Annotated in this window: 16 protein-coding genes and 1 tRNA gene; 3 read left to right on the plus strand and 14 right to left on the minus strand. The window is 64.3% G+C overall.

The window, feature by feature from the left end; genetic code table 11:
* Positions 1-176: 176 nt before the first annotated feature.
* The 6 genes from OKA04_RS13990 to OKA04_RS14015 form a co-directional block, all read right to left on the minus strand.
* Positions 177-252: transfer RNA gene (locus OKA04_RS13990), tRNA-Phe, on the minus strand.
* A 91-nt stretch (positions 253-343) separates the two neighbouring features.
* Complete coding sequence (locus OKA04_RS13995; protein ID WP_264501802.1) at positions 344-1,906, minus strand: S1C family serine protease; 1,563 nt, start codon at positions 1,904-1,906, stop codon at positions 344-346.
* 8 nt (positions 1,907-1,914) lie between these two features.
* Positions 1,915-3,402 (minus strand): S1C family serine protease, encoded by a 1,488-nt coding sequence (locus OKA04_RS14000; protein ID WP_264501803.1) that lies wholly within the window; start codon positions 3,400-3,402, stop codon positions 1,915-1,917.
* A 196-nt stretch (positions 3,403-3,598) separates the two neighbouring features.
* Complete coding sequence (locus OKA04_RS14005; protein WP_264501804.1) at positions 3,599-4,393, minus strand: hypothetical protein; 795 nt, start codon at positions 4,391-4,393, stop codon at positions 3,599-3,601.
* A gap of 171 nt (positions 4,394-4,564) precedes the next feature.
* Positions 4,565-5,818, minus strand: a complete 1,254-nt coding sequence (locus OKA04_RS14010) for a hypothetical protein (RefSeq protein WP_264501805.1) — start codon at positions 5,816-5,818, stop codon at positions 4,565-4,567.
* 12 nt (positions 5,819-5,830) lie between these two features.
* Positions 5,831-7,384 (minus strand): MBOAT family O-acyltransferase, encoded by a 1,554-nt coding sequence (locus OKA04_RS14015; protein WP_264501806.1) that lies wholly within the window; start codon positions 7,382-7,384, stop codon positions 5,831-5,833.
* 160 nt (positions 7,385-7,544) lie between these two features.
* Here OKA04_RS14015 and OKA04_RS14020 point away from each other — a divergent pair, with 160 nt between their 5' ends.
* Genes OKA04_RS14020 through OKA04_RS14030 form a run of 3 tightly spaced genes read left to right on the plus strand, consistent with a single transcriptional unit; the run spans position 7,545 to position 10,793 of the window.
* Positions 7,545-8,576, plus strand: coding sequence for a glycosyltransferase (locus tag OKA04_RS14020; RefSeq protein WP_264501807.1), 1,032 nt, complete (start codon positions 7,545-7,547; stop codon positions 8,574-8,576).
* A 47-nt stretch (positions 8,577-8,623) separates the two neighbouring features.
* Positions 8,624-9,787: a HEAT repeat domain-containing protein gene (locus tag OKA04_RS14025; protein WP_264501808.1), complete on the plus strand. Its 1,164-nt coding sequence runs from the start codon at positions 8,624-8,626 to the stop codon at positions 9,785-9,787.
* A gap of 49 nt (positions 9,788-9,836) precedes the next feature.
* On the plus strand, positions 9,837-10,793 hold the full coding sequence (locus OKA04_RS14030; protein ID WP_264501809.1) for an SMP-30/gluconolactonase/LRE family protein: 957 nt from the start codon (positions 9,837-9,839) through the stop codon (positions 10,791-10,793).
* 10 nt (positions 10,794-10,803) lie between these two features.
* Here the strand turns inward: OKA04_RS14030 and OKA04_RS14035 are convergent, their stop codons facing one another.
* The 8 genes from OKA04_RS14035 to purD all read right to left on the minus strand — a co-directional run bounded on the left by OKA04_RS14035 (position 10,804) and on the right by purD (position 18,401).
* The gene (locus tag OKA04_RS14035; RefSeq protein WP_264501810.1) at positions 10,804-11,646 is read right to left on the minus strand and encodes a methyltransferase domain-containing protein; all 843 of its coding nucleotides are present in this window, start codon (positions 11,644-11,646) and stop codon (positions 10,804-10,806) included.
* Position 11,647: 1 nt separating this feature from the next.
* Entirely contained in the window at positions 11,648-13,252 is a 1,605-nt protein-coding gene (locus tag OKA04_RS14040) for a hypothetical protein (RefSeq protein ID WP_264501811.1), read from the minus strand.
* Entirely contained in the window at positions 13,249-14,019 is a 771-nt protein-coding gene (locus OKA04_RS14045) for an ABC transporter ATP-binding protein (RefSeq protein WP_264501812.1), read from the minus strand. The genes OKA04_RS14040 and OKA04_RS14045 overlap by 4 nt, the downstream gene beginning before the upstream one ends.
* 63 nt (positions 14,020-14,082) lie before the next feature.
* Positions 14,083-15,018, minus strand: coding sequence for an aspartate carbamoyltransferase catalytic subunit (locus tag OKA04_RS14050; RefSeq protein WP_264501813.1), 936 nt, complete (start codon positions 15,016-15,018; stop codon positions 14,083-14,085).
* Entirely contained in the window at positions 15,008-15,757 is a 750-nt protein-coding gene (locus OKA04_RS14055) for a hypothetical protein (RefSeq protein WP_264501814.1), read from the minus strand. Before OKA04_RS14055 ends, OKA04_RS14050 begins: the two co-directional genes overlap by 11 nt.
* Before the next feature lie 3 nt (positions 15,758-15,760).
* Positions 15,761-16,291 (minus strand): bifunctional pyr operon transcriptional regulator/uracil phosphoribosyltransferase PyrR, encoded by a 531-nt coding sequence (gene pyrR, locus OKA04_RS14060; protein WP_264501815.1) that lies wholly within the window; start codon positions 16,289-16,291, stop codon positions 15,761-15,763.
* Positions 16,291-17,145, minus strand: coding sequence for a hypothetical protein (locus OKA04_RS14065; RefSeq protein ID WP_264501816.1), 855 nt, complete (start codon positions 17,143-17,145; stop codon positions 16,291-16,293). The genes pyrR and OKA04_RS14065 overlap by 1 nt, the downstream gene beginning before the upstream one ends.
* A complete protein-coding gene (purD, locus tag OKA04_RS14070) occupies positions 17,145-18,401 on the minus strand; it encodes a phosphoribosylamine--glycine ligase (protein WP_264501817.1) in 1,257 nt (418 codons plus the stop codon). Before purD ends, OKA04_RS14065 begins: the two co-directional genes overlap by 1 nt.
* Between the last annotated feature and the right edge of the window lie 80 nt (positions 18,402-18,481).

Genomic DNA, 18,481 nt, shown 5'->3' on the forward strand with positions numbered 1-18,481 from the left:
CTGGCTTTAGCCGGCTTAGCCTGGCCGGTGAGGCCGTCCGCCAAGCGGCACTGTAGGTGATCCCGCTTCTCCCGGGGGATGTGAGCGAACGGAGCCTCCTGGTGGCTTCATGACGGCACGAAAAAGGACCGGGGCGAGTGCCGCGGTCTTTTTCATTCTACCTGCTTTTTCAGGGGTGGTGGCTCAGGACGGAATCGAACCGCCGACACGCGGATTTTCAATCCGCTGCTCTACCGACTGAGCTACTGAGCCTTGGTTACCCCTGCGAGGTGGGGCGGGATTAAGGGTGGCCGACCGGGTTTTGACAATAGGAAAATTGAAAGAAAATCACGGTTTTCGACCATCAGTCCTCGGCTCGCGAAAGGCGGGGCAATCCACGCTGGAGAAGTTGCTGATCCACAGCGTCCGAGGCCGACTCGTCGAGGTAGACGCGGATCTTCTCCTCGTCGAATTCGATGGCATGGAGGCCATCGGCGGCCGGGGCCTTGAAGGCTTCGATGAGGGTTTTCATGTCCTTGATGTCCTGCCCGTTCACCTTGGTGACGATCATGCTTTGCAGCGGCTCGTAGCCGACGGTGGCAGGGGTGGGGATGACATTGGAGAGGAAGACGATGCGGCGGCCGCGGGATTCGTATTTCTCGGGGTTTTCCACCACGTCCAGCAGGTTGAGCGGGGCGCGGGTCTGCCACTCGCTGCCGAAGGACTCGAGCAGCGGACGGGTAAGCTCTTGGAAGACGAGGCCGCCCTTCACGAGGAAGGAAGGCGCGGTGCCAAAGGCATAGGCGGGCACGAGCTGGCTGACCTCGTCGCGGCGGTCCAGCACGGCACTGAGTTGCATGGGCTGGCCATCGCGGATGATGGAGAGGTCCACCTTGTCACCACTGGCCTTTGCGCCGCGGACGAGATGGCTCCAGTAGAGGCGGCCGTAGTGGGCGTCGTCGAAATAGCCGAGGCGGTCGATCTCGTTGCCGTCGATGCTGAGGATCACGTCGCCTTTCTTCAGGCCCGCCTTGTCGGCGGCACCGCCGGGGCGAACGGTGGAGACGTAGAGTCCGCCGCCGTCCTCGGCGAGCTTCAGATAGAGGCGGAAGTTCGGGTCCTCGGTGCGGCTGATGGAAATGCCGAGCGAGGGGAAGCCGGCGTAATCGCCATCGGCCCCTTCCTTCACGAAGCGGGCGACGATGTCCGTGGCGGTGACGTCGCTGAGCTGGTCCTTCGAGTCGTAGCTGGTGAGGATGCCCGCGAGCTTGCCCTCGCGGAGCACCGGCAGGGAGAAGCTGCTGGCGGCGCTCTGCATGGAGGCCTTCACCTCGTAGGTGAGGAAGAATTGGCCGGGCAGGAAATTCGACACCACGTCGATGCTCTGGATGCCGCCGCTGGTGATGAGCGGGGTGCCGTTCTCCTCGACCTGGAGGATGTCCAGTGTGTCGCCGGGCTTCGGCGTGGCGGCGATCTCTAGGGCCTTCGTGCCGTTGAAGAACTTGGCGTCGTCCTGAGATGCCAGGCCGAGGAGCGCGAGGTTTGCCTCATAGTCCACGGCGACGACCTTGGCGGTGGCGATACGCTTGCCGTCCGGCGACTCAAATTCGATGAGGGTGGCATCCGCGGCCATCTCGGCGGTGGTCAGCACGAGGCCTTCACCGACGAGGGCACCGAGCGAGCGGCGCTTGCCGGGGGAGTTCTTTTGCCATGGCTCGGCCTGACTCCAGGATTGCTGGGTCGTATTGATGCGGACGACGGAGGGCAGGATAGACTCGGGATTCACCACGGGCACCGGGCCCGGCGTAGGGGCGGGCGGTGTTGCGGTGGCTGGCACTTCCGGTGCGGCGGATGCAGTGCCGATGGCTGTGCCGGAGCGATCACACGCGGCGAGCAGCAGGAGCGGGAGCAGGAGGTGAGGGCGCATGGCGGGATTCACTCTTCGAGATTGGAAAGATGTTCGATGGCGTAGGTCTTGCTCACGCGCTCGTTGGCGGCGGCGATGGCGGCTCCGGGGAGCACGACGGGACGAGGCGAGCCGAAGAGCTCGATGACGAAGAACTCGGGCGGGGTGGCGGGATTGAGCAACTCGTGGGCGTGCTTCAGGCTTTTCACGACGGTGCCGTTGATCTTGTCCACGGCCTTGCCGGTGAAGCCGCCGAGCTGGCTATTCACCGGATCGCTCTCGACGCGGGTGAGAATGACGATGTCCTCGCGCTCAGTGAAGATGCCCTTCGGCACGTAGTCGCTGTAGAGGCGGCGGACATTGACGTCATCGAGCTTCGTGGTGGCGAGGAGATTGGTGTCCAACGGCTGGAAGACGAGGCCGGCGAAGACGGTGTAGCGCGGCTTCTTCTCATACTGGATGGCATACATGCGGGCAGGCGGCAGGGCCTTCAACTCCACGTCCTTGTCATTCCAGGTGCCGTTGCTGAGCCAGCGTAGCGCGACCTTGTCCCCGGCGAACTTCCGCTCGACGACTTCATTGAGGTCCACCTTTTCCCCGTCGAGGAGGATCTGGCCGGCGCTGTCGATGATGTGGCCGTCGATGGAGACGAGCACATCGCCGGACTTCAGGACGCCCTCGCAGGAGCCGGTGGGGGTGACGTCGGTGACGAGCACGCCATTGCCATCGTCCTGCAGCTTCAGGGCCTGCCGCATGGCGGGATTGTAGAGCGGGAAGGTGGAGGCCCCGAGATCCACATAGTGATCGTAGTGGCCGTCCTCGATGTCCTTCAGGAAACGGCGGATGACGGGCGGGGGAATGATGTAGCCGGTATTGTCAGCCTGACGCAGGCCTTGGAAGGCGACGCCGACGACCTTGCCATCCTGCACGACGGGGCCACCGGAGTTGCCCGGGTTGATCGCGGCATCGATCTGCACGATGAGGTGCTGGTCGGCGCGCGAGTGGGAGTAGGACGAGAAGTCGATGCGGGAGACGACGCCGCGCGTGACGGACAGGCGCTCGCCGCCGATGGGGTAGCCGATGACGCGGACCTGGCTCTCAAGCTGGGGCACATCGCCGACGGAGAAGACCGGGAACTTCTCGAAGTCGGTGAAATCCTCGACCTCGAGCAGCGCCAGATCGCAATCATGGGCGATGTGCTTCACGCGTGCGGGATACTTCCGCGGGCTGCCGTGAATGGTGATGAGAAGGCGGCGGGCGTTTGATACGACGTGCGCATTCGTGAGGAACTGGTTTTTCCCGATGACGAAGCCGGTGCCGATGCCGCCGCCGAAGCGACCGCTATTCCACGGCGTGCGGTAGTCCGGGACCTGGGCGGCATTCTCGATGCGGACGACCGAGCGATAGATGTCCGATGGAGCGCCTGCGGGCGTTCTCGGGATGGGGGTGGCGGTCGTTTGGGCAAGGGCTGGACCTGCCACAAGCAAGGCGAGCGGAACTACGAAACGCGCTAGCATGATCCCGCGAGGCTACGGGGCGCGCGCCGCGGCGCAAGGGGAATGGAGGCAAGACAACAGGAAGATGAAAAAACCCCGCCGGTGGCATGGCACGGCGGGGTGGGATGACCGGAGCATGGACCGCCTGGGCGGACGCGCCGCTGGCGGGGACATATCTCAAGATTGACCGATCAGGCGGCTACGGGTGTTTCAATCGTCATTCCGCCAAGAGGCCGGCGGCGGCTTCCGGGATGTCGAAGGTCGTCGATCCGACTCCGGTGAAGGAGACCTTCGTGGTGCGGTTCACGTCGCGCTCTTCACCGTTGAAGGTCATCTTTCCGGTCAAAGTGGTCTCGTAACCGGTGAGCACGCCATCGGTGATGGTGAAGGTGACGGTGCCGCCCGCGCCGGTGATTTCCGGCGGGGTGCCGCCCCCTCCACCTTGACCGCCGCCGCCACCGCGTCGGCCAAATCCTCGGAAGGACATCAGCTCCTTCGCCGCGGTCTCATCGAGCTTCCCTTGATAGGTGCTGTTCTCGATCTTCACCTCGGTGACCTTTGAAACAAGGTCCTTGGCACCGGTGACGGGCTCGCGGAGATTCTGCACCATCCGCGCGATCCAGCGGCCCGGGCCCTGCTCTTCACCCTCCGCATTCGGCACCACCCAGGTGCCTTCGCGTAGCATGGCGACCTTGTCCTTGCGGGAGAGCACTTGGATTTCCTGGTCGCGACCGGGCATGGTGATCAGCAGGTAGCCGCCGCTGCCCTTTTTCCCGGTCGTCGTGCGGTCGCCGAAATTCCCTCCGAAGGAAGTTGTCTGGCTCCACGCGTAGCTCGTTGCCGCGGCCAGCTTTTCAGCGGCTCCGGCCAGATCCGCAGTCGGATTCACGGCAGGCGGCTGCTCGGGAACCGCCGGGGGCTCGGCCGGTGCCACCGGAGTGGTCTCCTGGGCTACGGCGGCTGTAATCAGGACGAGGGAAAACGGAATGAATCGGAAGGTGTCTGGTTTCATGGCTGGTGAGAAGATCCAACGAAATGAAACCTGTGCATCCGGAAAGAAGTTGCAGGGCGCTTTTGTCATGGCCCGGCAGGGCACGACGCATTGCCCCGGACCTTTGAAATCCGCAGCCTTGCTCTTCCAAATGGGCTGGCGTCGATCGGAGAGGCCAGCCACCCGCTAGCCTCAGAATTCCGGAGCGGCCTCGTCCTTCGCGGAGCTCTTCGCGGCGGTGTCCTGGTACTTCAGGATGCCTTGCTCCATCCAGTTCCAGAGGTCGGATTGCTCGGTCTTGAAGCGCTCGTAGCCATCACGGAGGGCCTTGTCGCGCTCGGCGGCATTTGCCTCGGTGAGCTGGAAGCCGAAGTCCGCTCCGGCGGGTTCGACCGGCCAGCCCATGATGCGGGCGAGCATCACGTCGCCGAGGGCCTTCCGGGCGTGGGTGCCGTCGAGCCACCAGTGCATCTTGGACGCGTCCATCGGCACCTTCTCGGCATTGAACGGATGGAAGTCATTGAAGTCCCAGATGATCGCGGGCGGGGCGGCGGGGAACTGCGCATTCGACTCGGCGACCATCCTCGCGATGGCGATGCGGTCCTTGCTGAAGGTGGGATCCGGATCTCCCTGGTGGTAGAAGACGCCGAGGTATGTGGCGTGGCTGGGAGGGATCACCAGCACCAGGCGGCAATTGTGCTCCTTGGTTTCCTTGAGGATCTGCCTGAGCTTTTCCGCCTTCGTTTCATTCGGCTCGGCGGGCGGGTTCGCCTTGCGGCGGCGGGTCACGCGCAGCGCATGGGAGATGGCGTCACGCTGGATCACCTTGGCCACGTCCACGGTCTCTTGGTGGCGCAGGCGATGGCCCAGCGGCGTGTATTCCGGGAGCCTGTTCTTGCTCTTGTTGATGATGGTCTGGACGGCGGACTCGAAGGAGGAAATGCCCGCGTAGTAGCGCAGCGACTGCTCCAGATGGTTCCCGTCCGGATTGAACGGGCTCTCCATGAAGCCGGTGCTCTTGATGGGGGAGTTCCCTCCGAGCAGGTCACCGATGTCGATGCCGACGATGGCCATTTCCAGCGGCGCGCGCTCCAGCGTGTAGTGGAGGATCGGCGCGGTCTCGGGCAGGGTGCCCGCGCTCACGGCGAGATTCACCGCTGGCGTACCATTCCACTGGGGCAGGGCGGGGTCGAAGGCGATGTCGATGCGTGACGAGCCGAAGAAGGCGACCTTCCACGGCTGGGCCTCGGCGATGCCGGCCTTGCCAGTGCGCTGGTAACGGTAGATCGGCCGGTATTCGGCGAAGCTGTCGTCGCTCCACGGGGCCTTGCTGACCCAAAGGGGATTGACCCAGGTATTGATGCCGATGAAGACCGCGAGGATGACCGCAGCGGAGATCAGCACGGACAGGGTGAACTTGAGGAAAGATTTGCGGGGCAGGCGCATGCGGAGCTCCGGTTAGAATTGGAAGTAGATGAACTCGCTGAGCTTGTCGAACTGGTAGAGGACGCCGGCAAAGAGCAGCACGAGCCCGACGGCCCACACGGCATTTGGCCGGAATTCCCACCAGCGGCGGACTCCCGGGCGGCCCTCCATCACGCGGGACGGATCGAGCGCGGGCTGGTAGCGGCGGAGGAATTGCTGGGTATTCGGCAGGAACCAGACGACCAGCAGGATGAGGCAGGCGCGGAAAGCGTGGCTGTCTTTCACCACATACGCGCTGCGGTCCGGCCAGCCTTGGAAGCCATTCATGCCAAACATCGCACCGAGGATCTCGCGGGTGGCGGCGATCGCCTTCTGGCCGCCCTCGGGGCCACCCATGATCTCATAGGTGCCCGCGCGGAATGGCACCCAGGAAATGAGCACGGCGAGGAAGGTGAGCAGGATAGCCAGCGGCTTCGGCATCGGCTTCCAGCCCATCTTCTTGCGGAAGCCGAACCACATGTGGTTCAGGCACAGGTAGGCGCCGTGCAGCGCACCCCAGATGACGAAGGTGAGCCCCGCCCCGTGCCACAGGCCGCCGAGCAGCATGGTGAGGAAGAGATTCACATACCGGCGCTTCGGCCCCTTCCGGTTGCCGCCCAGCGGGATGTAGAGGTAGTCGCGCAGGAAGCGGGACAGCGTCATGTGCCAGCGCCGCCAGAAATCGACCACCGAGACCGCCTTGTAGGGCGAGTGGAAATTCAGCGGGAAGCGGATGCCGAAGAAGCGGGCCGCACCAAGTGCCATGTCCGAGTAGCCGGAGAAGTCGAAGTAAAGCTGCAGCGAGTAGGCGACTGCGCCGACCCATGCCTCGCCGATCGTCAGCGGGCGTTCGCCGTTGGCCGCGAGGTCGAAGATGTTCGACGCGATGGGCGAGAGGTTGTCCGCGATGACGACCTTCTTGAAGAGACCGAGGATGAGCAGGGCGAGGCCCACCGAGAAATTCACCCAATGGCGCGTATGGCCGGGGCGCCGCTTGAACTGCGGCATCATCTCCTTGTGGTGCACCAGCGGCCCCGCGATGAGGTGGGGGAAGAAGGTGACGAAGAGCAGGTAGTCCGTGAACTTGTACTCCTTCGTCTGCCCGCGCCACGCATCGACCAGGTAGGCGATCTGGAGGAAGGTGAAGAACGAGATGGCCAGCGGCAGGATGATCGGAGGGATGGCACCCGGCCAGGTGGTCAGCTTCGTGGCGATGGCGGCGAAGAAGCCCGCATACTTGTAGTAGCCGAGGAGGAGGAGATTCGTCGTGATGCCCCCGGCCAGCGCGAATTTCCCCTGCGGCGTGCCGCGGTGGGCGGTGATGTAGCGGCCGATGAGATAGTTGCCCCCGCAGGAGCCCAGGATGAGCAGGATGTACTTTGGCGACCAGCCGTGCTCCGGATCCGGATTCCATACCCCGTAGAAGGCGAGCGAGGCGACCACCAGCCAGGCGAACGACACCCGGGGGAAAAAGCGCCGCAGCAGCGAGAAGACCAGCAAGGTCAGCGGCAGGAATACCAGAAGGAAGGTGTAGGAATTGAAGATCACGGGAGCTGGTGCCGCCGGGCGACGAGGTCTGTCTAGCGGCGCGGATTTCTCCCCGCAACCCCGGAGGATGTGAGCGCCCGGAGAGGGCCGGGATTCCGGCGGGCCGGGCCGGAGTTTTTGTCGCTTGGAAGTTCCCGGCGGCCCCGCCAGCCTCCGCCGCGTGATCCGTGTCTGTCACGTCCTCGCCAGCGTTGGCGAAAAGGGCGGCCTTGAAAAAAACGTCATCGAACTCGCCAACCGGCAGGCCGCCCTCGGCCATGCCGTGAGCGCCGTGGCGGATGAAACGATGCGCCAGCACTTCGATCCGGCGGTGAATTTCCTCGCGCATCCGATGGGTGGCGGGCGGCTCAATCCTTTCAACCTGATCGCCTTGCGAGCGAAAATCCTCTCCGCTCGCCCGCAGGTGGTCCATGCGCATGCGAACAAGGCCGGGGGCATGGTCCGCTCGCTGCGCCGCTGGCTGCCGGGGATTCGCCGCGTGGCCACCGTGCAGAATATCAAGCGGAGCGCGCGAGCCTTCCGCGACTACGATGCGGTCATCACGGCATCCGCACAGGTGCGAGACTCGCTTGGCGGCATCCCGGCCACGGTCATCTGGAATTCCATCGCCCCGCCGCCGCCCGGCACCCGCGAGGCTGCGCTGGCGACGAATCCGCCCTTCCTCGGTGGGCCGGAACCGGTTTTCTCCACCGTGGGCCGCCTCGTCCCCGCGAAGGGGATGGACCTGCTGCTGGAAGCGATGGCGCAGGTGCCCGGCTTCAAGCTCTGGCTCGTCGGCGACGGCCTCCAGCGCCCCCTGCTCGAGGAGATCATTGCCCGCCTCGATCTCCGGGACCGCGTCTGGATGGCTGGCCATCGTGACGATGCCGTGGGGCTGATGGGATGCTCGGATCTCTTCGTCGTCGCTTCGCGGAATGAAGGCGGTCCCTACACCCTCGCCGAGGCGCTGCACATGAAGGTGCCCAGCATTTCCACGCGGGTCGGCTTCGCCCCGGAATTCCTCCCGGCCGAGGCCCTCATGGAAACCCACTCCGTCCCGGAGCTGGTCCGCGGCCTCCGCCAGGCCCTCGCCGATCTCCCCGGCCTGAATGCCCGCCTCGCCCCGTCCTTCGACCTCGTCGCAAACGAGGTCACGCTCGACGCCATGACCGCGAAGGTGATCGGGGTTTACGAGCGGGTTTTGGGAGCCTGAATGATTCGCTTCCCTTCGCCGGATAGATTGGCGCAGGATAGGGGATCATGACGTGGCGTTGGTTATGTTTTGTCCTTTCTTGTGGGCAACCTGTTGCCGCCGAGCCCGAACTTGATGTCTCTGCGGCTTCAGGTTCAGAAGTGAAATTACTCGAGAAGAAGTCCGCTGCCGAGACATTGCGCGACGCCGTGGCGGTGGCCCGGGAGGACCGCGACATCGATCGCTTCACGAAGCTTGTCGCGCTGGGAAAGGAGGCCGGTACGGTGAGTGAGGAACTGGTGGGCTTGCTGGATGATCCCGACCCGAATGTCAGGCTGGGTGCATGTCTGACTCTCGGGTACATGGACCGCGTTGATCTGTGGCCGCAATTGACCCGCTGTCTGAAAGATCAGGATTGGCGTGTGTCATTTTCCGCATGTCTCGGGCTATCGAGGTGGAAGGCCGAGGGGGCCCTTGACTCTTTGAAAGAACTCGAGAAATCCCACTGGTATCCCCGCGTCCGTAGCGCGGCTGAGTACGCCATGATGTCGATCCGGAATGAAAAGCCGAACGACGGTCTGGTGGCTCGAGTGGGTCCTCTGATCGATGACAATCTGTCTTCGCCCCGGAATTTCTTATTTATATATTTTGTTCTCGGCGAGGATGATTCAATGGCGGACGAGGCCGTCGAGAAGCTCGGGTTTCAGCAGAAGAAAAGGCCATTTTGGAACGCTGGGTCGGGTGGGAACGGGTCGGTCGAGCTTCTTTTCCCGCTGGAATATCAGGTCCTCTCCAAGGGCGCGGTCGCAGCAGGGAAAGCGGGATGGGATGATTCTTGCGAACTCTCGGGACATAGAAAGGTTGGTGGAGACACCCTGCTGGGATTGTGTACCGGGGATTGGGGTGGGGGGCTTTTCGTGTTTTCTGGGGAGGACAAGGTGGAGCGCCTGCTGCAAGAGAATATCCTGGGTTTCTTTGAATGGAATGGCCGTTGGGTTGCCCTGTCCGGATTGAATCACCTGGGGATTGACGTGGGCATGGTTTACGAAGTGGTAGGAGAGCCTGGCGCTTGGCAGGTGCGTCTTATGCACGCGCTTCCGGGGTGCCCGAAGCAGTTCGGTGTCATGGAGGACGGTCGCCTTTTTGTGAACACCTACGGCGGGGCGGTGATCATCGGGAAGGATGGCAAGTTCGAGTTTCTGGGCTCGGGGAAGGCCGAGCCGGGGAAATGACATCTTTCCCCGAAGACTTCATGCCTTCGCGCGCGTAGAGGGACGGACCATGAAAGCCTTTTGTCTTCTCGCCCTGATCCCTGCTCTGGCGTCTGCCCAGGAAAGCATCGAACGCCTCGATCCCGCGCTGGATGCGATCCTCGATCCCGACGCGAAGATCGAGACGCTGTGCACGGGCTTCGATTGGGCCGAGGGACCGGTGTGGGATGAGAAGGGGCAGCGGCTGATCTTCTCGGATGTGCCGCGGAACATCGCTTACCAATGGAAGGAGGGCGACACCGAGGCGTCCGTCTTCATGAAGCCCTCCGGCTACACCGGCGTGGCCCCGTACGGCTCCGAGCCGGGATCGAATGGCATCGCGATGGATGACAAGGGGCAGCTCTATTTCTGCGAGCATGGCGATCGCCGCGTCTCGTATCTCACGCCGGGCGGTGGCAAGCGCACGCTGGCGGACAATTTCGAGGGCAAGCGCTTCAACTCGCCGAACGACCTCGCCATCGCGAAGAACGGCGACGTGTATTTCACCGATCCGCCATACGGCATGCCGGGTCGGGAGAACGACAAGGAATTCCGCGAGCTGGATTTCCACGGCGTCTATCGCGTGACGCCGCAGGGAGAGGTCTCGCTCATCACGAAGGAACTCGACCGGCCGAATGGCGTGGCGCTCTCGCCGGACGGCAAGACGCTCTACGTCGCGCAGTCGCACGGACCCGCGCCGATCATCATGGCGTATCCGCTGAAGGACGACGGCTCGGCGGGTGAGGGGAAGCTTTTCTTCAATTGCAAGGACCTCAAGGGTCCCGGCGCGCCGGATGGCCTGAAGGTGGATGCGAAGGGCAATGTCTTCTCCACGGGGCCGGGGGGCTGCCTGATCCTCAGTCCGGAGGGCAAGCTGCTCGGACGCATTCTCTGCGGACGCCCGACCGCGAACGTGGCCTTTGGCGAGAAGGGCAAGCGGCTCTACCTCACTTCCGACGACCGCATCTTGCGCGTGGCCCTGAAGTAAGCGGCGGCTGTCACTTCTCGTGCGGCTTCTCCGCGGTGAAGACCACGTAGCGCATCGCGCCTGTCAGATAGGCGAGCCACACGCGCAATAGCGTGAGGGCAAAGGCTAGATTGCGCGGGTGGTCTTTCAGTAGGTAGCGACGCAGCCCGGCATCGCGGAAGAATCCTGCGATGGTCTGCCGGATGGTGGCGGGCCAGGTGCGCCGGACCTTCTTGCTGAGGTCTTCCGCACTTCGCAGCTCGAGCCCGGCGTCGGCGATCCAGCGCTGGTAATCCTCTTCGGCACCCATGCCCGAGAGGCGGCCCTCGCGGCGGACGGGGTCTAACAGATGCCGACGCTGCCACTCTCGCGGTGCCGATGAAGCCATCCACGCGCTGATGACGACGCGTCCGCCGGGCACCAGCACGCGCGCCATTTCCGCGATGCCCCGTGCGACATCCGGCAGGTGCTCGGTGCTCTCGATGGCGATCACCACGTCGAAGCTCCCGCAGGGGAAATCATTCCGCATCCAGTCCCCGAGCACGAAGTCCGTGCCATGCCCGGCGGTCGCAGCCGCCGCGGCGTGCTGCTTTGGCGAAATCGTGATGCCCGTCACCTGTGCACCGTATTCCGCCGCGATCATCCGGGCCGTCGCTCCGTAGCCGCAGCCTACGTCGCAGACCCGGTCACCGGCTTTGATCGCGGCACGGGTCGCCACGTGGCGGCTGAGCTTTGCCACCGCTTCCAGGGGGGACTCGCTGCCCGTTTCCCACAGCCCGTGATGCACGTGCTCACCCCACAGGCTGCGATACACCGGGTCCAGCTCGTCGTAGTGCGAGGCCACGTCCCCGCCGGTCTCGTCGGTGGGAGCCATGTCACTCGATGGGATCCCACTTCTTCGCGGAAATCGACCGCACGAGCAGGAAGCAGATCACCGCGGAGGCCACGGCTTCGATGAAGAGGAAGATGCCGAAGGCGTGCATGTATTTCGCGGCGAGACCGAGTCCTGGGAGGATCATCGAGCTCAGCATCAGCAGGAACATCGAGGCCCCGCGCCCGGCGGACTTCGAGGCGTCGGTGGGTTTGGAAAGCGGCACCGCCTTGTCGATGGCACCGGGAGCGAGCGCATAGACCGGCAGCGCGATCAGACCGGGCAGCAGCAGCGGCAGGTGTTCCAAGCCGCCGGGCAGCAATGCCATGATGGTGCCGAGCAGCAGCAGCGCGGGCGCGACGAGCACTGTGCCGGTGGCGGCCACCGCGCCGAGGATGAAGCGACCCGGCCCGGGGACAGGTGCAAGCCGATAGAGATCCGCCGCCTGCCAGTGCTGCGAGAATTGCAGCAGGCCCATCGCAGTGACCGGCACCAGACCGATGTAGCCACCCGCGATGGCGATGCCGAATTCCGCGGCGGCGCGGCCTTGCACCAGGAAGATGATAGGCATCACCAGCATGGGCGCGAGTCCGGGGTAGAGCCGCAGCTTCATGTCGCGATCGCGCAGCATGTAGGCCGCGGAGAGGCGAAAGGCGGCGCGTGTCACGGGATCACGCAGCAGCCACGAAAGCGGGGGCAGGTCCGCCACGCGATCCAGCAGGCGGCGTCCACCGGTGGAGCGTGGCGCGCGCGGGCGAGACTCGGCGAGCGATTGCAGGCCTTCTTCATAGACGCCCGCCATTTTGCCGAATGCCAAGGCCATCACGGCGACAGTGGCGACGATGCCCGTGGCGGCGAGGGCCCCGCCCGCCGCCGTGCCATTGCCGATGATCACTTCGTCCAGGCTTGCGAACCACGCGGGCGGTAGCAGGAAGATCCACCACTTGCCCGTGATGAAGTCGGTCTGTCCCTCCATCCCGCGCAGCAGGTAGGGCACCGTCTGGCTGCCGATGACCAGCGCCATGGCGAGCAGCACCTGGGCGGTGGTCATCAGATTGTCCAGCCGCTCCCTGCCGAACCACCGCAGGCAGAGCTGGTAGATCAGCACCACGCTGCCGGTGCAAAAGAGCGCCGAGATCGTCGTGGATAGCAGGTGAGCGGCCGCGAAGAGCGGCGTCCAAGTGAGCGCTCCGGCGACCGTGCCCACCAGATTAAAGGTGCCCGCCACCCACAGAGACACGCGCACCAGCACCGAGACCTTTGCCCACAGCAGCGTGCGCACGTCCACCGGCCGGTGCAGCAGGATCTCCGGCTCGTCCTTGTTGAAAAGAATTTCGCCCGCCGAGACCGCGACGAACATGCCGAGGAACAGCAGCGACACGCCGTGGAGATAGAAGGACAGCGCGAAGGACGGCTGGCGCAGCATCGTCAGCGCCATCATCCCGGCGAGCGTGTAAACAAAGAGCGTGCCCTTCAGCTTCGAGGCGATGGAGGCGGGCGTGCCGTCCTTGTTCAGCCCGCGCGAACTCCGGCCGCGCAGGAAGAGCGTCAGGTAGAGCTTCCGCAGCGTCTTGCCGGCGAGCGGTGATGATGGGACGGGGGCATTCACGGCCGGAAGGTCCTCGCGAAGTCTTCCGCCTTTCGCTCCAGATCCTGCCCGCCAGTCAGGCTGGTGAAGAGCTGCTCCAGCGAGCGCGCTTCGTGACGGCGCACGAGTTCGGCGGGCTCGCCATCCACTTTCACCTGACCTTGGTCGATGATGATGACGCGGTCGCAGACGCGCTCCACTACATCGAGGATGTGCGAGCTATAGACGATTGCCTTTCCCTCGCGGGCGAGCGTCTGGATCAGTGCCTTGAAGCCGACCGCGGCATTCGCATCGAGCCCGTCGAGGGGTTCGTCGAAGAAGACCACCGGCGGATTGTGCAGCAGCGCTGCGGTGATCACCACCTTCCGCCGCATGCCCTTGGAATACGCGCCGAGCAGCTTGTCCGTCAGCGTCTCGAAGCTCAGGTCGAAGAAGGCGATGAACTGCCGGATGCGCTCGCGTGCCGCCTCCGCCGGGATGCCGTAGAGTGCGGCGACCATCTCCAGATACTCCAGGCCGGTCAGCGACTCGAAGACCGCACCGGAATCCGGGACGAAGCCGACGTTCCGCTTCACCTCCATCGGCTCCTGCAGCAGGTCGTGCCCGCAGATCGTGGCGCTGCCGGATGTGGGGACCAGCAGGCCGGTCAGCATCTTGAGCGTGGTGGATTTCCCAGCGCCATTCGGCCCCAGCAGGCCGACGATCTGTCCGGCGGGAATGTCGAGCGTGAGCGAATCGACCGCGGTCTGCGTGCCGAAGCGCTTCGTGAGCTGCCGGAGCGAAATCATCCCCGCCAGTCTGCGGCGGCGCGGCTGGCAGGGCGATGAAATTTCCGGGCGTGCCGGGGTCCGTCAGCCTTCCTCGCCGCCGCCGCCGGGCTTCAGCCAGTAGAGCACGGCCATGCGCACGGCGATGCCGTTTTCCACCTGCCGGTTGATCAGGCTGCGGGAGTAATCCATCGCGGCATCGCACAGCTCCACGCCGCGGTTCACCGGGCCGGGGTGCATGAGCCAGAGGCCCTCGCCATCGATGCGCTTCAGGCGCTCCTCGGTGATGCCATAGACGCGATGGTATTCGCGCAGGCTGGGGAAGAATTGCACGTCCTGCCGCTCCATCTGCACGCGCAGCAGATAGACCACGTCCGGCTTCCACTTCATCGCTTCCTCGTAGTCGGTGAAGCGCTTGATGTTTTCCGGTCCGGACTTCGGCACCAGCGAGCCGGGGCCGAGGAAGGCGACCTCCGCGTCCAGTCGCTTCAGGATGGTGCTGGTGGAGCGCGCGACGCGGCTGTGGAGGATGTCCCCGATGATGAGCACCTTCTTGCCTGCGAGGCCTTCCGGATAGACTTCCTGGAGCGTGAAGGCATCCAGCAGCGCCTGGGTCGGGTGGGCGTGGGCACCGTCGCCGGCATTGATCACGCTGGCCTTCGTCATTCCGGCGATGATCGAGGGCAGGCTGCTATGGCCGTGGCGCACCACGATGTAGTCGGTGCGCATCGCCTGCAGGGTCTCGATGGTCTCGCGGACGGACTCGCCCTTCACGACCGAGGAGTGGGGGACGTCGAAATTCGTGACGTCAGCGGAGAGGCGCTTGGCCGCGACCTCGAAGGAAGAGTGGGTGCGCGTGCTCGGCTCGTAGAAGAGCATCAGCACGGACTTGCCCTTCAGTGCCGGGACCTTCTTCACGGAGCGGGTGAAGAGTTCCTTGAAGGGAACAGCCTGGCCGAGGAGGAGATCGATTTCTTCCCGGCTGAGCGATGAGATGTCGAGGAGGTCCTTACGGGCCATGCGTGGGGTCGAATTTGTGAATGATGCCGAAGACGGCGATGAGAACGGCGAGAATGGTGATGAAGCCGGCGTGGTGGCGCGAGAGTCGCTTCTTCTTCGCGATCCACCCGGCACCGGCGAGGCCGAGCACGCAGCAGATGGTCAGCGCGGCAAAACCGGCATCCCCCAGCCACGCCTTTCGCGAGAGATCCCCCATCCACAGGGCGGGGAAGTGCGGCTGCGGGATCTTCGGCGTCCATGCGGCGAGCCAGCCGAGGAGAGCTCCGGTGAACGGCAGCAGATAGATCAGGAAGACGAGCGGCCAAGGAGCGAGTTGGCTCTGGACGTGGGCGATGGTCTGCTCCGGCGGGGCGGATTGGGCCCGGCGGATCTCCATCAGTTCGCGGTCGTCGTGGCGGCGGACGGGGATGCCGCCCTTTGTCTCTACGCGGGGTAGCTCGACGGGCTTTTGCTCGGACTTCCGCAGCGAGCGCACCTGCCGCTGCGGGACGGTGGACTGTGGCTTTTCCTCTGCCGTAACCGGGGGCTTTGGTGCGGGGATTTCGGATTTCGCCGCTTCCTCGACAGCAGGGTCAGCCGGGGCTTGCTCTTCGGGAGACGCGTCTGCCGAGACCGGCGCGGACGTCTCGATGGCGGGCTCTTCCGGAGCGGTGGCTTCCTCCTGCGCTTCGCCGGGAATACCGAGCGATTCGCGGAGTTTCGCGATTTCCTCGGCGGATTTCCGGCGTTGGGGAAGCATGGCTCAGTCCGGTTTCTTCGTTACGATCTCGATCTTATCTTCGCCGTCGGCGGCTTCCAAGGAAACATGCACGTGGTCGTGCCGGGCAGTCTCTAACAAAATGCCGGTATAGTCCGGCTGGATCGGCATTTCACGGTGGCCGCGGTCGATCAGCGTGGCCAGCTCCACGCAGGCCGGGCGGCCGTAGTCGGAGAGGGCATCGAGCGCGGCCCGGATCGTGCGGCCGGTGAAAAGCACGTCATCCACGAGGATGATGTGCGCGCCATCGACGGTGAAGGGGATGTCGCTTTCCTGCAGCTTCGGATTCTCGTGCAGGTGCTCGTAGTCGTCGCGGTAGAGCGAGATATCGAGCGTGCCGAGTTCCAGCTCGCGATCTTCTTCGGCGAGGTGGTTGCAGACGCGCTCCGCCACTTCATCGCCGCGGCTGCGGATGCCCACCAGGGCGATCGGCTTGCCCGCGGTCTTTTCGCGAATGGCGGAGGCAAGGGCGACGATGCCCTGCTCGATGTCGTCAGGTCCGAGGGTGCGGTTCATTAGTTGGAAATGGAATGGGGCTCAGGTTCGTTTTCAATTAGCGTCCAGCCGAGGTCCCATGCAGTTCTTCTAGCCCAGACACGCTTGCCTGCGAGGTGTTCTTCGGAAATCTGATTCCAAGACCGTAGCCGGACAGGAATGTCGAAAGATCCTTCTGGCAAGACCTCGATCTCAATCTTGTCTCCGGGGACCAGGTCATACTTCGGCCAGTTGGCGGTATCGCGGTCGGCCCAGAGTCCGCCCAACTCCATCATGCATTCGTGGTCTGGTTCAGCTCCCTGAACATGGCGAACCACCGCGGCGATGATCACGGAGAGAACTCCTGGGCCTGGCACGCCGATGGTGTGGGTCTCACCCCGGACACGAACGAGGAAACGTTCCATGCCAAGGGTCGATGAACAATCGATCCCGGGTGACGGCAAGGCGGAGACGAAGGGTGGCACTGATGACGGGGGCCCTGCTGCCCCTACAGGCGGAGCTTCCTCGATCAATTTCCAGCCGAGCTCGTCGGCGATATTACGGAGCTCCTCCTCATCTGTCTCTGGCGCCCTCTTCGGGGCTGGATCCAGATCCCTCAGGCGGATCTGAGTCTTGGATTCTGGCGGGTCGAAGGAGTCTTCCGGGAGAACTTCGATACTGATCCGGTCTCCTGCTTCCAGACAAAACCCGCCCCAATCAAGGGCGTGGTGGTTTGAGGAATCCAATCCGGTCAACGTCAGATTACATTTGTGTTCGGGCAACTCGCCCTCAGGTTTGCGCACCACACTGTAGACGCTCACCGTCAGAACGCCGGGCTCGCTCACGCCGATGGTGTGAAGCACTTCATCCCCGATGCTGACCCGGAAGCGTTCCATCAATCCTCGAAATTGCAGATCCCGATGTCGCGGCGGCGTTGCATGCCGTCAAAGGAAACGAGGTCGGTGGCGGCGTGGGCATTGGTAACGGCTTCGGCACGGGTCTCGCCACGGGCGACGAGGGCGAGCACGCGGCCGCCGTTGGTTTCCCATTCGCCGCGGCCATTGAGCTTGGTGCCCGCGTGGTAGATGCGGGCGCTCTCCACGGCATCGAAGCCGGAGATCACGTCGCCGCTGCGGGAGCTTTCCGGGTAGCCCGCCGAGGCGAGCACGACGCAGACGCTCCAGCCCTCGTCGAAGGAAATCATTCCAGGCTCCAGCTCGCCCTTTGCCCCGGCGAGGCAGAAGCTGGCGAGGTCGCCCTTCACCAGCGGCATCACGGCCTGGCACTCCGGGTCGCCGAAGCGGCAGTTGTACTCGATCACCTTCGGGCCGTCCGGCGTGAGCATCAGGCCGAAGTAGAGGAAGCCGCGGTAGGGCAGGCCGTCCTTCCGCAGGCCGGAAACGGTGGGGCCGACGATGCCGCGCTCGATCTCCGCGAGCAGCTCCGCCGGGATCAGCCTGCGGCTTGCCACGGCACCCATGCCGCCGGTATTCGGCCCGGCATCGGCTTCTCCGAGGCGCTTGTAATCGCGGGCGGGGGTGAAAATCAGGTAGTGGTCGTCGACGATTGCAGCGAAAATCGACACCTCCGGGCCGGTCAGGAAATCCTCGACCAGCACGCGACCGGGTCCGAAGCGGTTTTGCACGAAGACCTCATCGAGGAATGCGGTCGCTTCCGGTTCGGCCATGCACACCGCGACGCCCTTGCCCGCGGCGAGGCCGTCGAATTTCAGCACGGTGGGGTACTTCCCGCCGATGGCCGCAACGGTCTCCTCCAGCGTCGCGCAAGCGGTGGCCTTCGCGGTGGGGATGTCGTGGCGCTCCAGGAATTTCTTCGCGAATTCCTTGCTGGCCTCGAGTTGGGCGGACTGGAGGTGAGGTCCCCAGCAGGGGATGCCGGCCCTTTCGCAGAGATTCGCGAGGCCTTCGCCCTTCACCAAGTAGCTCTCCTCACCGGCGACGCAGAGGTCGATGCCGTTTTCCTGCATCCAGCCGACCAGCGACTCCAGTCCGCTGGCCGGGACCGGCTGGGCGAGCTGGAAGATCGCATCGCTGCCGGGGAAACAGAATACCTCCGGGCGTCCCGGTGACTCCACCAGTGCCCGCACCAGCGCGTGCTCGCGCCCACCTTTTCCCACGACGACGATCTTCATTTGGCGCGGGGGGTTTTGGGGCAGGGGAGCGGCGGACTCAACCCCGGATTTGGACACACGTCATGACGTAATGTCTCCGG

The organism is Luteolibacter flavescens, from assembly GCF_025950085.1.
Classification (GTDB): domain Bacteria; phylum Verrucomicrobiota; class Verrucomicrobiia; order Verrucomicrobiales; family Akkermansiaceae; genus Haloferula; species Haloferula flavescens.